Annotated in this window: 14 protein-coding genes; 6 read left to right on the plus strand and 8 right to left on the minus strand. The window is 71.7% G+C overall.

Annotated elements, in window-relative coordinates:
* Positions 1-31: 31 nt before the first annotated feature.
* Positions 32-1,453 (plus strand): aminopeptidase P family protein, encoded by a 1,422-nt coding sequence (locus tag ACSC1Q_RS01300; protein WP_436756774.1) that lies wholly within the window; start codon positions 32-34, stop codon positions 1,451-1,453.
* On the opposite strand, the gene ACSC1Q_RS01305 is transcribed toward ACSC1Q_RS01300, so the two are convergent.
* A complete protein-coding gene (locus ACSC1Q_RS01305; protein ID WP_436756775.1) occupies positions 1,439-2,422 on the minus strand; it encodes a cation diffusion facilitator family transporter in 984 nt (327 codons plus the stop codon). The two genes, ACSC1Q_RS01300 and ACSC1Q_RS01305, sit on opposite strands and share 15 nt — an antisense overlap.
* A 165-nt stretch (positions 2,423-2,587) precedes the next feature.
* On the opposite strand from ACSC1Q_RS01305, the gene ACSC1Q_RS01310 reads away from it, so the two are divergent.
* The 3 genes from ACSC1Q_RS01310 to ACSC1Q_RS01320 all read left to right on the plus strand — a co-directional run bounded on the left by ACSC1Q_RS01310 (position 2,588) and on the right by ACSC1Q_RS01320 (position 5,491).
* Positions 2,588-3,157, plus strand: a complete 570-nt coding sequence (locus ACSC1Q_RS01310; protein WP_436756776.1) for a MarR family winged helix-turn-helix transcriptional regulator — start codon at positions 2,588-2,590, stop codon at positions 3,155-3,157.
* A 100-nt stretch (positions 3,158-3,257) separates the two neighbouring features.
* Complete coding sequence (locus ACSC1Q_RS01315) at positions 3,258-3,938, plus strand: LppX_LprAFG lipoprotein (protein ID WP_436756777.1); 681 nt, start codon at positions 3,258-3,260, stop codon at positions 3,936-3,938.
* 2 nt (positions 3,939-3,940) lie between these two features.
* Complete coding sequence (locus ACSC1Q_RS01320; RefSeq protein WP_436756778.1) at positions 3,941-5,491, plus strand: MFS transporter; 1,551 nt, start codon at positions 3,941-3,943, stop codon at positions 5,489-5,491.
* A 100-nt stretch (positions 5,492-5,591) separates the two neighbouring features.
* On the opposite strand, the gene ACSC1Q_RS01325 is transcribed toward ACSC1Q_RS01320, so the two are convergent.
* From ACSC1Q_RS01325 to ACSC1Q_RS01340, 4 genes are all read right to left on the minus strand, one after another.
* The gene (locus ACSC1Q_RS01325; RefSeq protein ID WP_436756779.1) at positions 5,592-6,878 is read right to left on the minus strand and encodes an ArsB/NhaD family transporter; all 1,287 of its coding nucleotides are present in this window, start codon (positions 6,876-6,878) and stop codon (positions 5,592-5,594) included.
* The gene (locus tag ACSC1Q_RS01330) at positions 6,875-7,336 is read right to left on the minus strand and encodes a CBS domain-containing protein (protein ID WP_436756780.1); all 462 of its coding nucleotides are present in this window, start codon (positions 7,334-7,336) and stop codon (positions 6,875-6,877) included. Before ACSC1Q_RS01330 ends, ACSC1Q_RS01325 begins: the two co-directional genes overlap by 4 nt.
* Before the next feature lie 44 nt (positions 7,337-7,380).
* Positions 7,381-7,686, minus strand: a complete 306-nt coding sequence (locus ACSC1Q_RS01335; protein WP_436756781.1) for a cation:proton antiporter regulatory subunit — start codon at positions 7,684-7,686, stop codon at positions 7,381-7,383.
* 154 nt (positions 7,687-7,840) lie between these two features.
* Positions 7,841-8,221, minus strand: a complete 381-nt coding sequence (locus ACSC1Q_RS01340; protein WP_436756782.1) for an SPFH domain-containing protein — start codon at positions 8,219-8,221, stop codon at positions 7,841-7,843.
* Positions 8,222-8,394: 173 nt separating this feature from the next.
* Between ACSC1Q_RS01340 and ACSC1Q_RS01345 the strand changes: the two genes are divergently transcribed.
* Positions 8,395-9,396 carry a sensor histidine kinase gene (locus ACSC1Q_RS01345; protein ID WP_436756783.1) on the plus strand — a complete coding sequence of 334 codons (1,002 nt, stop codon included), beginning with the start codon at positions 8,395-8,397 and terminating at the stop codon, positions 9,394-9,396.
* Here the strand turns inward: ACSC1Q_RS01345 and ACSC1Q_RS01350 are convergent.
* Complete coding sequence (locus ACSC1Q_RS01350) at positions 9,359-9,610, minus strand: hypothetical protein (RefSeq protein ID WP_436756784.1); 252 nt, start codon at positions 9,608-9,610, stop codon at positions 9,359-9,361. The genes ACSC1Q_RS01345 and ACSC1Q_RS01350 overlap by 38 nt on opposite strands.
* Between ACSC1Q_RS01350 and ACSC1Q_RS01355 the strand changes: the two genes are divergently transcribed.
* Complete coding sequence (locus tag ACSC1Q_RS01355; RefSeq protein ID WP_436756785.1) at positions 9,600-10,277, plus strand: response regulator; 678 nt, start codon at positions 9,600-9,602, stop codon at positions 10,275-10,277. The genes ACSC1Q_RS01350 and ACSC1Q_RS01355 overlap by 11 nt on opposite strands.
* A gap of 200 nt (positions 10,278-10,477) precedes the next feature.
* Here ACSC1Q_RS01355 and der read toward each other — a convergent pair whose 3' ends face one another.
* The gene (der, locus tag ACSC1Q_RS01360) at positions 10,478-11,905 is read right to left on the minus strand and encodes a ribosome biogenesis GTPase Der (RefSeq protein WP_436756786.1); all 1,428 of its coding nucleotides are present in this window, start codon (positions 11,903-11,905) and stop codon (positions 10,478-10,480) included.
* Positions 11,902-12,558, minus strand: a complete 657-nt coding sequence (cmk, locus tag ACSC1Q_RS01365) for a (d)CMP kinase (protein ID WP_436756787.1) — start codon at positions 12,556-12,558, stop codon at positions 11,902-11,904. The genes der and cmk overlap by 4 nt, the downstream gene beginning before the upstream one ends.
* Positions 12,559-12,621 lie beyond the last annotated feature (63 nt).

The following is a 12,621-nucleotide window of genomic DNA, read 5'->3' on the forward strand; positions in this document are numbered from 1 at the left end:
CGTCCAGAAGACCTCCGCGCCCGGGGACACGATGACCCAGAAGCTCAACACCGGCAGCCACGACCTGCCGGTCTCCGACGCCCTCGCCGCGTTCATGAACACCGGCTGGGCCGACACGCACCGCGACGACCTGGCCCCGCTGCCGCAGGCCGCCCACACCGCCAAGCGGCGCGCCGCGCTCGCCGCCCGCTTTCCCGGCGAGCGGCTGGTGGTCCCGTCCGGCACGCTCAAGGCGCGCAGCAACGACAGCGACCACCGGTTCCGGGCGCACAGCGCGTTCGCGTACCTCACCGGCGACCAGGAGCCCGACGACGTGCTCGTCGTCGAGCCCTCCGGGGAGGCCACGCTGTTCCTGCGCCCCCGCTCGCCGAGGACGGCGACGGGCCAGGCCGGGCAGGAGTTCTACCGCGACCGCCGCTACGGCGAGTTCTGGGTGGGCCGCCGCCCCGACCTGGCCGAGGCGGAGGCCGTCCACCAGATCGCCTGCGCGCCGATCGACAGGCTCGACGACGTGCTCGCCGGGCCCGCGCGGGTGCTGCGCGGGGTGGACGCGTCCGTGGACGCGCGGGTCTCGCCCAACGGCGGTGACGACGAGCTGGAGACGTTCCTGTCCGAGATGCGGCTGGTCAAGGACGAGTGGGAGATCGCCGAGCTGCAGTTCTCTGTCGACGCGACCACGCGCGGGTTCGAGGACGTGCGGCGGGCCCTGCCCGCCGCCCTGGGGCACCGGCGCGGCGAGCGCTACCTGGAGGGGGTCTTCGGCCTCCGCGCCCGCCTGGAGGGCAACGCGGTCGGTTACGACAGCATCGTGGCGTCCGGCGCGAACGCCTGCGTGCTGCACTGGATCCGCAACGACGGGCGGCTGGACGGCGACGAGCTGCTGCTCCTCGACGCGGGCGTGGAGACCGACCACCTCTACACCGCCGACATCACCAGGACCCTGCCGCTCTCCGGGCGCTTCAGCCCGATCCAGCGCCAGGTCTACGAGCTGGTGTACGAGGCCCAGGAGGCGGCGATCGCCACCCTGCGCCCCGGGGCGAGCTTCCGCGACTTCCACCGCGCGGCGATGCGCGTCATCGCGGAAGGTCTGCACGACTGGGGCGTGCTGAAGATCGGCGCGGACGAGGCGATGGAGCCGGAAAGCGGCCTGTACCGCCGCTACACGCTGTGCAGCAGCGGCCACATGCTCGGCATGGACGTGCACGACTGCGCCAGGGCCCGCTCGGAGGCCTACCTCGACGGCGTGCTGGAGGAAGGGCAGGTGCTGACCGTCGAGCCCGGCCTCTACCTGCAGCCGGACGACCTGACGCTGCCGCCGGAGCTGCGCGGCGTCGGCGTGCGCATCGAGGACGACCTGGTCGTCACCGCCGACGGCGCCCGCCTCATGTCGGCCGGGCTGCCCCGCCACCCCGACGAGGTGGAGAGGTGGATGGGAGAGTCAGGCCTCGCGTGAATCGCGGGCCGAGCGGCCGGGGGTGGGGTCGAGGAAGACCTGCGTCACCGAGGGGAACCGTTCCCTGAGCGCGCGTTCCACCCGGTCGGCGGCCCGTTCCAGCCCCGCCCCCGTGGTGTCGTCCACGAAGTCGACGCGGGCGGCGACCAGGATCTCGCCGGGGCCCAGCATCATGGTGAGGAGCTCCAGCACGCTCTCGACCTCGGGCAGGGCGGTGATCTCCTCGCGGATCAGCTCCGTCAGCCCCTCGGGCGCGGACTGGCCGATCAGCAGGGAGACGTTGGCGCGGATGAGGTGGATCGCGACCCACAGGAGCAGCAGGCCGATCACCACGGAGGCGGCCCCGTCCCAGAAGGACGAGCCGGTCAGCTGGGACGCCAGCAGGCCCGCCGCCGCGATCAGCAGCCCGGCCAGGGCGGCCGCGTCCTCGAAGAGCACGGCCTTCAGCGCCGTGTCCGAGGTCTTCGCGACGTAGCGCCGCGGGCTCACCTCAAGGCGCCTGGCCGCCCCCCGCACCTGCGAGAGGGCCTTGAGGAAGGAGATCCCCTCGATCACGAACGAGACCGCGAGGACCACGTACGAGAGCGTCAGGTCGGTGAGCCTCTCACCCGTGAGGATCTCGTGCACCCCGTGGGTGATGGAGAACCCGGCCCCGCCGATGAGGGTGGCGAAGGCCGCGAGCAGCGCCCAGAAGAACCCCGCCTTGCCGTAGCCGAACGGGTGCCGCGCGTCGGCGGGGTGCCCGCCCCTGCGCACCGCGACGAACAGCAGGGCCTCGGTGACGGTGTCCGCGGCGGAGTGGGCGGCCTCGGACAGCATCGCCGACGAGCCGCTGATCAGCCCGGCGACCAGCTTGGCCACGGCGATCGCGAGGTTGGCCAGACCCGCCACGATCACCGTGGCGAGACTCTCGGAACCCTCCGAACTCTCTGATCCGGCCTTGTCGGCATCCGTCCCGTTTTCTGCCATGTGGTTACTTTACGGGTGTTCCATCCCTTGTTTCCCAAGGGTGACGCCGACGTGTCCCGCCCGGCCACCGGCGGGGGATCGCCGGGGGATCGGCGGGCGGGTTCCGTCACGTCGTCACATCGCCTACCACGAGCGATCGGCACCTTCTGCGGTAAGTTCTGATCTATGACCCTGAAGCAGGCCTCGCCCGGCGGGCGGGGCGGCCGGCCGGGGGACGGATCCGCCGGAGTCGCGACCACGGACGCGGCGAACGAGAGTGGTGAGCGACCGGTGAGCGACCAGGAGCCCCGCTGGCTGTCCTCGACCGAGCAACGCGCGTGGCGCGCCCACCTCGCCGTGCACAAGCTCCTCGACCACCGCCTCGACCGCGAGCTCCAGCCCTTCGGGCTCTCGGTCAACGACTACGAGATCCTGGTGAACCTGTCGGAGACGCCGGGTCACCGGATGCGGATGAGCGATCTGGCGGACGCCACGATCCAGTCCCGCAGCCGCCTGTCCCACCAGATCTCCCGGATGGAGACCGCGGGCCTGGTCGCCAGGGAGACCTGCGCCGACGACCGGCGCGGCACCTTCGCCGTCCTCACCGAGCACGGCTGGGCCACCATCCAGAAGGTCGCGCCCCACCACGTGGCCAGTGTGCGCCGGCATTTCATCGACCTGCTCACCGACGACCAGCTGATCGAGCTGGAGGCGGCGTACGCACCGGTGGTGGACCACCTCAAAGGCATCCGCTGACCCGGAACCGGCCGGCGGAAACCCTCGCGGGCGGCCGCCGACGCGAAACCGATACCCGTCGTTACTCCTTAGTAGACCGGAGTGTCGTTACGATCCGCCCATGTCTGCTCGCCGGATCCTCATCATCGCGGTGATCACCGCGTTCTCCCTGGTCACCGCGTGCAGCGGCGGTGGTGCCCCCGACGGCACCCCAGCCCTCCCCAACGGAGCCGACCTGGTCAAGAAGTCCGCGGAGGCGACGCGCGCCGTGAAGTCGGCCGCCTTCTCGATGGAGACAGAGGGCACTCCCCCCGTACCGGTCAAGAAGGCCACCGGCCGTCTCAGCGGGACCGGCGACGCGGACGGCACCCTCCAGATCGACGTGATGGGCAGCCTCCAGGAGATCAACTTCGTGCTGATCGGGGAGACCGTCCACTTCAAGGGCGTGACCGGCGGCTTCCAGCAGATGTCGCGGAGCCAGCTGGCGGCGATCTACGACCCGTCCGCCATCCTCAACCCGGAGAAGGGCGTCGTGCAGCTGCTGACCAACGCGCTCGACGCGAAGACCCAGGCGGCGGAGAAGCTGGACGGCGTCGACACCTACCGGGTCACGGCGACGCTCTCCCAGCAGGTGCTCGCCACGATGGTGCCCGGCCTCACGCAGAGCGTCGACGCCGTGCTCTGGATCGACAAGGCCACCAGCCGGCTGCTCAAGGCGGACCTGCCACTGGCCGGCGGCAAGGTGGTCGTCGCCTTCAGCGACTACGACGTGCCGGTCCAGGTCACCGCCCCGGCGAAGTGACGATGACCCGAACCGCCCCGGAGGGCGCCCGCGCGGCCCGGCGGCGGACCGCCCTCGGCGTCGGCGGCACCGCGGTGCTGCTCGCGGCCCTGGACGCGTACGTCGTGGTCACCGTCCTCGTCGACATCGCCAGGGACGTCGACGTCCCCCTCAACCACCTGGAGCGTGCCACCCCGATCGTCACCGGCTTCCTGCTCGGCTACATCGCGGCCATGCCGCTGCTCGGCCAGCTCTCCGACCGGTACGGCAGGCGCCCGCTCATCCACCTGTGCCTGGCGGGCTTCGCCGTGGGCTCGGTCGTCACCGCGCTGGGCGAGACGGTGCCCTGGCTGGTCGCGGGCCGGGCCCTGCAGGGGGTCGCGGGCGGCGCGCTGCTGCCCATCACGATGGCCCTGGTCGGGGACCTGTGGGACGAGGGCGAGCGCCCGGTGGCGCTCGGCGCGGTGGGCTCGGCCCAGGAGCTCGGCAGTGTGCTGGGCCCCCTGTACGGCGCGGGCCTCGCCACCCTGGTCCCGGTCACCCTCCAGGTCGGCGGCGTGCAGCTCGGCGGCTGGCGGTCGATCTTCTGGCTGAACGTCCCGCTGGTGGCCCTGGCGGCGATCGCCGTGCAGCGGTCGGTGCCGCCGCCCGCCCGCGACCGGGCCCCCGGAGCGGGCGGGCGCGTCGACGTGGTCGGCGGGCTGCTGCTCGCGCTCGCGCTCGGCCTGCTCGTGGCCGGTCTCTACAACCCCGACCCCGGCGGGTCGGTCCTCCCCCCGTGGGGCGTTCCCATGATCGTCGCGGGGGTCGTGTCCGGCGCCGCGTTCGTCGCGTGGGAGTGGCGCTCCAGGACCCGGCTGATCGACATGACGGGGGTGGCGCGCGGCCCGTTCCTCGCCACGCTCGGGGTGAGCTTCCTGGCCGGCGCCGCGCTGCTGGTCACCCTGGTCGACGTGCAGCTGTCGGCGCAGACGCTGCTGGGACTGGACAGCCTGGACGGCGCCCTGGTGCTGTCGCGCTTCCTCGTCGCGCTCTCCGTGGCCGCGCTGGCGGGCGGCCTCATGGCCCGCCGCTACGGCGAGCGCGCGGTGACGGTGATCGGGCTCGCGATGGCCGCCGCCGGATACGTCCGCATCGGCCAGTGGCCCCTGGACCTGGCCTCGGCCGGATACCGGATGGACGCGGACCTGGTCGTCGCCGGTCTGGGGCTCGGCCTGGTGATCGCCCCGGTCTCCTCCGCGGTGCTGCGGGCCGTACCCGCCGCCCAGCACGGGGTGGCCTCGGCGGCGGTGGTCGTGGCCCGGATGATGGGCATGCTGCTCGGCGTCGCCGGGCTGTCGGCGTGGGGCTTCCACCGCTTCCAGTCGCTCACCGCCGACCTGGACACGCCGCTGCCCTTCGGCGTGGACCCCGTCGTGTACGCCGGGCGGCTCGCCGAGTACCAGTACAGGGTGAAGGAGGCGCTGCACACCGAGTACGGCGAGATCTTCCTGATCACCGCCGTCCTGTGCGGGGTGGGCGCGCTGGTCGCGCTGCTGCTGCCACGCGGGTCCGGGCGGGTGGACGGGGCCTGACGCCCCCGGCCGCGAACCGGCCCGGAGCCGAGCATGGCCAGGAGCCGAGCGCGGGCCGAAGCCGAGTGGCCCGTACCCGGTTCCCTGTCACGCGGGGCGGTCAGGTGAAGTAGCGCAGCCACACGTACACCCACGCCATGAGCGTGCTGAGCGCCGTCACCACGATCCCGTACTTGGTGAACTGCCAGAAGCTGATCGGATGCCCCGTCCGGGCCGCGATCCCGATCGCGACCACGTTCGCGCTGGCCGCCACCGCCGTGCCGTTGCCGCCGAAGTCGGCGCCCAGCGCGAACGCCCACCACAGCGCCTGCCCGGTCGCCGGGTCGGGGGCCCGCGCCACGATCCCCTCGACGACCGGCGCCATCGTCGCGACGTACGGGATGTTGTCGAAGAACGCCCCCAGCACGCTGGAGCCGAACAGCAGCGACGTCGCCGCGAGGAAGTAGTCGTCGCCGACCACGTCGATCGCCCACGTCCCCACCGTCGCGATCACGCCTGTCTCCACCAGTCCCGCGACCATCACGAACAGTCCCGCGAAGAACACCAGCGTCGGCCACTCGACCTCCGCCAGCACCTCGGACACCGGGATCCGCGACAGCAGGAGCATCACCCCCGCTCCCACGAGGGCCACGATGGACGGCTCGACGTGCAGCACGGCGTGCAGCCCGAACCCCGCCACCACCACGGCGAGCACCGCCAGGCAGCGTACGAGCAGGCGGGGATCGGTGATCGCCCGCCTCTCCTGCAGGGCCATCACCGCGGAGACGCGCTCGGGGTTGTAGCGGAAGGAGCCCCTGAACAGCACCCTGGTCAGCAGGACGAACACGACGAAGACGACGACCACGATGGGCGCCATGTGCACCAGGAAGTCGTTGAACGTCAGCCCCGCCCTGCTGCCGATGATGATGTTGGGCGGGTCCCCGATGAGGGTGGCCGCGCCGCCGATGTTGGAGGCCAGCACCTCCGCGATCAGGTAGGGCTGGGCGGGGATCCGCAGCCGGTCGCACACCACCACCGTGACCGGCGCCACCAGCATGATCGTGGTGACGTTGTCGAGGAAGGGCGAGGCGATGGCGGTGATCACCATCAGCATGACCATGAGCCGGTACGGGTCGCCCTTGGACCGCTTGGCCGCCCAGATCGCCAGGTAGTCGAAGACGCCCGTCTGCTTGATGATCCCCACGATGATCATCATCCCGAGCAGCAGGAAGATGACGTTCCAGTCGATGCCCTCGTGCTCGGAGAAGAAGACCTCCGAGCCCGGTATCAGTCCCAGGACCGCCATCGCACCGGCGGCGACCAGGACCACCTTGACCTTGTCGGCCTTCTCGGTGGCGATGAAGTAGAAAGCGACCAGAAAGATCCCCAGGGCGAGCAGGGCGCTCAAGGCTCACCGAGGCCGAAGACGGCCAGGCTGGTGAGGAGACGCTCCAGGGTGATCGCCCCGGCCAGCGAGGCGTCCCGCTCGACCACGGCCACGATCGGGCTGCGGGTCCTGGCCATCAGCGCGGCCACCTCCAGCAGGTTCGCGCCCGTGGGGACGACCACCGGCCTGGCCGGATCGCGCGGCAGGCAGTCGCCGACCGTGCGGTTGCCCAGGTCCAGCCAGAACTGGTCCGCGTAGGCCTCGTCGATGGTCCTGGCCAGGGCGGGGTCCTCCTGGTACGAACCGGGCACGGCCAGCCGCAGCACCTGGGTGCCGGGGAGCACCAGCAGGGGCCGCGAGAGGTCGTCCACGATGACGAGTCCTGGCAGGCGGCCGATCACCATGACCCGTACCGCCTTCGCGACGGAGTCACGCGTGGTGACCGTCGGGAGGCTCACCGCGATGTCGCGCGCTTGCATGGCACCTTCCCGTCGGGTGAGGTGGCGTACCGCGGGCGGTGTGCTCACGACACCCCTCCTGTGATTCCTGTGGTTCTCGTGGCCCGCGTGATTCCCGCGAGGTCGGCCATCCGTCGTTCGAGGGCGGCGAGCCTGTCGTCCACGGACCGGCTGTGCAGGACCTGGGCGATCTGGTCGGCCTCGTCCCGCCCCAGCGCGATGGCCTGCGACGGCTCGTCGCCCGCGCCGTACACCAGGAGCCGCCGGGGTCCGTCGCCCTCCTCCACCATGACCGCCAGGTGCTGGCCGTCCCTGGTGGCGAAGTGGAACAGGGTCCCGCTGCCGGGCACGGTCGTGCGGGTGACGTCCATACCGGCGATCACTCCCTTCCGCCCGGGGCCGCCGTCACGCCGCCGCCCGGGACCGTCGTCACGCCTCTGACCATGACCGTCGTCACGCTCCCGCCCGGGACCGCCGTCACGCCTCCGCCCGGGACCGTCATCACGCCTCCGCTCAGGGCCGCCGTCACGACGCGAGCCGTTCCGCCCAGCGGATGAGGTCCTCCCGGCGCCGCACCTCGACGCGGGTGATCGCCACCAGCGCCACCTCGACGCCCCAGTGGCGGTTCCCGGTCCCGGTCCCATCCCTGGCTCCGTCCCCGGCCCCGTCCCTGGCTCCGCGGGTGAGATCGACCCGTTTGGACAGCGGGGACAGGTCGCGTTCTCCGACGTAGCGCCGGATCTCCGCTTCGGCGGCGGCCAGCTTGGCGCCGCCCGGCGAGCCCGGATAGGCGGCGTACGCCACGGGGTCGGCGACGAAGGCCCGGGCGGCCGCGTTGACCGTGATCGTGACGCCGTCACGGGTGACGGCGTCCAGCCAGAGAATGCCGACATCGCTCGTACCCATCGCCCTCTCCCATCTGCCGGTGTTCGTCGCTCCTCCATCCCACCGGCGTCGCCGCTCCGCCACCATCGGGGCCGGCACCCATCTGAGCAGGGGTGGAACATGTAGAAGCGGCACGCGGGAATGGGAGACACCCCGCATGGACAGGCCCGTCCCGCACCGGGGAAGCTGGTCAGATGAGCGAACGCACCCATCGGGGGACAGGAGCGCGCAGTCCGGGGCGGATCCTGTTCAGGCGGCTGTTCGCGATCAACGGGCTGGTCTTCGCGGTCGGTACGCTGGTGCTCGCCCTCTCGCCCGCCACCGTGTCCTCCCCGGTGCTCCTGGCCGAGATCCCGGTGCTGACGATCGGCCTGGCGCTGATGCTGGCGGCCAACGCCATCCTCCTGCGCACCAGCCTGGCCCCGCTCGACGCGCTCACCACCCTGATGCAGCGCGTGGACCTGCTGCACCCCCACGACCGGCTGCCCAGCGGCGGCAACCGCGACCTGGCCCACCTGATCGACACGTTCAACGCGATGCTGGACCGGCTGGAGGCCGAGCGCAGCGCCAGCAGCGCCCACGCCCTCGCGGCCCAGGAGAGCGAGCGGCGCCGCATCGCCCGCGAGCTGCACGACGAGATCGGCCAGAGTCTCACCGTGGTCCTGCTGAGCCTCAAGCACGCCGCCGACCGCGCGCCCCGCGACCTGCGCGAGGAGTTGCACGGGGTGCAGGAGAGCGTCCGCGCGAGCCTGGACGAGGTGGGGCAGGTCGCCCGCCGCCTGCGTCCCGGCGTGCTGGAGGACCTCGGCCTGCACAGTGCCCTCAGCGCGCTGAGCAGCGACTTCTCCCAGAGCAGCGGCGTTCCCGTGACCCGCAGGGTCGAGGCCGACCTGCCCTCGCTGAGCGAGGAGATCGAGCTGGTCCTCTACCGCATCGCCCAGGAGGGCCTGACCAACGCGGCCAGGCACGCCCGGGCGTCCCGCGTCGAGCTCTCACTCACCTCCGGGCCCGGCGGCCTGGAGCTGCGCATCACCGACGACGGCCGTGGCGGCGTACGCCACGACGGCGCCGGGATCCGCGGGATGCGGGAGCGCGCCCTGCTCATCGGCGCCCGCCTCACCGTGACCTCTCCCCCGGACGGCGGCACCGACGTCCGCCTCACCGTACCGCCCGACACCGAGCGGAGAGCCCTGTGAACCCCACGAGCCCCATGAGCGCCGTGAATCCTGTGAGCGCCGTGAGCGCCGTGAGCGCCGTGAGCGCCGTGAGCGCCGTGAGCGCCGTGAGCGCCGTGAGCGCTGCGAGCGCCGTGAGCGCTGCGAGCGCCGTGAGCGCTGCGAGCGCCGTGAATCCCGTGAGCCCTGCGAGCTCGGTGAATCCTGTGAGCTCCGTGAATCCTGTGAGCTCCACGCGTTCCGCGAGCCCCGTGGGTCCCACCAGGATCCTGCTGGCCGACGACCACGCCCTGGTCCGCCGCGGGCTGCGGCTGATCCTGGACGCCGAACCCGATCTCACGGTGGTGGCCGAGGCCGCCAACGGCGCCGAGGCGGTGGAGGCGGCCACCCCCGAGGCGGTCGACCTGGCGATCCTGGACATCGCGATGCCCCGCATGACCGGCCTGCAGGCGGCCCGCGAGATCTCCCGGCGCGCCCCCGGCATCCGGCTGCTGATCCTGTCGATGTACGACAACGAGCAGTACTTCTTCGAGGCGCTCAAGGCCGGGGCGTCGGGCTACGTGCTGAAGTCCGTGGCCGACCGCGACCTGCTGGAGGCGTGCAGGGCGGCGATGCGCGGCGAACCGTTCCTGTATCCGGGGGCCGTCACCGCCCTGATCCGGCACTACCTGCAGCGCGACAAGCTGGGACAGAGCATGCCGGAAAGCATCCTGACCCCGCGCGAGGAGGAGATCGTCAAGCTGATCGCCGAGGGCAACTCCGCCAAGCAGATCGCCGAGACCCTGTTCATCAGCGCGAAGACCGTCGACCGGCATCGCGCCAACATCCTGCAGAAGCTCGGCATGCGCGACCGGCTCGACCTCACCCGGTACGCCATCCGGGCGGGCCTGATCGAACCCTGAGAGAACCGGTGCTCCGGGCGTAACACGAACGGCCCGGCGCGGGCCGGGCCGTTCGGAACCTCCACCCCGGCGGGACTTCCACCGGTTCCAACAAGACCAGGGCTCATGCCAGGGAAAGGACTCCCACCCCGGCGAGACCTCCACCGGTTCCACCGGAAACAGGGCTCGTGCCCGGGAAAGGACTTCCCCGGGCGGGACCCCTACTTCTTCTTCTGTCCCTGGCGCTTCTCGCGGATCTTCATGGTGACCTCGATGGGCGACCCCGCGAAGCCGAACTCCTCGCGGATCCGGCGCTCGATGAAGCGGCGGTAGGTCTCCTCCAGGAAGCCCGAGGTGAACAGCACGAACTTCGGCGGCTCCGTCGACGCCTGCGTGGCGAAGAGGATCTTGGGCTGCTTGCCGCTGCGGACCGGGGGCGGGGTGGCCGCGACCAGGTCGGTCAGGAAGGCGTTGAGCCTGGCGGTGGGCACCCGGGTCGACCAGGAGTCGAGCGCCTTCTCGATGGCGGGGACGATCCGGTCGACGTGCCAGCCGTTCTTCGCGGAGATGTTGATCCGCAGCGCCCACGGCACGCGGACGAGCTGGCGGTCGATCTCCTTCTCCAGGTAGTAACGGCGGTCCTCGTCGAGCAGGTCCCACTTGTTGAACGCCACGACCATGCACCGGCCGGACTCGATCACCAGGGAGATGATCCGCAGGTCCTGCTCGGTCAGCACGTCGCTGGCGTCGATGAGCACCACCGCGATCTCCGAGCGCTCCAGGGCCCCCCGGGTGCGCATGCTCGCGTAGAAGTCGGCGCCCTTGAGCTCGCGGTCACGCCGCCTGATCCCGGCGGTGTCGACGAAGCGCCAGGTCTTGCCGCCGAGCTCGACCAGCTCGTCCACCGGGTCGCGGGTGGTGCCCGCCATCGGGTCGACGAGCACGCGCTCGGAACCGGCCAGCTTGTTCAGCAGCGAGGACTTGCCCACGTTGGGCTTGCCGACCAGGGCGACCCTGCGCGGGCCGCGCTCGGGGCCGAAACGCTGCTCGGGCGTCTCCGGCAGCTTCTCGAGGATCACGTCAAGCAGGTCACCGCTGGAGCGGCCGTGCAGGGCCGAGACCGGCTGCGGCTCGCCCAGGCCGAGGGCCCACAGCCCGGCGGCCTCCAGCTCCATCTGCTGGTTGTCGACCTTGTTGGCGGCGAGGATGACCGGCTTGCCGGACCCGCGCAGCACGTGGCCGACGATCTCGTCCGCGTCGGTCACGCCCACGACGGCGTCGACCACGAACAGGATCACGTCGGCCAGCTCGGCCGCGACCTGGGCCTGCTCGGCGATCTTCAGCGCCATCCCGGTCGCGTCGGGGTCCCAGCCCCCGGTGTCGACCACCGTGAACCGGCGCCCCCGCCAGGTGGCGTCGTAGGTGACCCGGTCGCGGGTCACCCCCGGCACGTCCTCCACGACCGCCTCCCGGCGGCCGATGATCCGGTTGACCAGGGTGGACTTGCCCACATTGGGGCGGCCCACCACGGCCACCACCGGCTGCGGGGCCGTGTCGGGCCCCACGTCCGGCCGCGAGCTGTCGTCGGTCCCTGGATCGGCGAGCTCCGCGTCGATCCAGCCGTTGTCGTCTTCGTATACCCCGGTCACGCCTTTTCCTTAATCACACGCAGTATTTCGGCGATGACCTCTTCGAGGTTCAGCGCCGTGGTGTCGAGCTCGACGGCGTCGGCCGCCTTCGCCAGGGGGTCCGCCTTCCTGGTCGAGTCGAGGGTGTCGCGGCGGGCCATCGCGGTCCGCTGCGCCGCCACCGTGGTGCCGGTGAGCTCCGCCGTGCGGCGCAGCGCCCTGGCGTCCGCGCTCGCGGTCAGGTAGATCTTGACCGCGGCGCCGGGCGCCACCACCGTGCCGATGTCGCGGCCCTCGACGACGATGCCGCCCGAGCCGATGATCTCACGCTGCTCGGCGACCAGGCGGTGCCGTACCTCGGGCACCGCGCTGACCGCCGAGACGGCCGCGGTGACCTCGGCACTGCGGATCGGCGCGACGGCGTCGACGCCGTCGACCGCCACCACCGCGGAGTCCGGGTCGGTGCCCAGCGTGAGGACCGGGTCGAGCGCCCTGGCGGCGATCGCCTCGGGATCGGCGAGATCGACGCCCTTCTGGAGCATCCACCAGGTGATCGCCCGGTACATCGCGCCGGTATCGAGATAACGCAGCCCCAAGGCTCGCGCCACCCCTCGTGACGCGCTCGACTTGCCCGATCCCGAAGGACCGTCCATGGCGACGACCAGTCCGGTCACGACGCCTCTCCCTTGCAGCCCGCTTCAGTTGTCCGTACGAGGCTACCGGGACCCGGGGAGGAA

The sequence above is a fragment of the Streptosporangium heterodermiicola genome (assembly GCF_051390675.1).
GTDB lineage: Bacteria > Actinomycetota > Actinomycetes > Streptosporangiales > Streptosporangiaceae > Streptosporangium.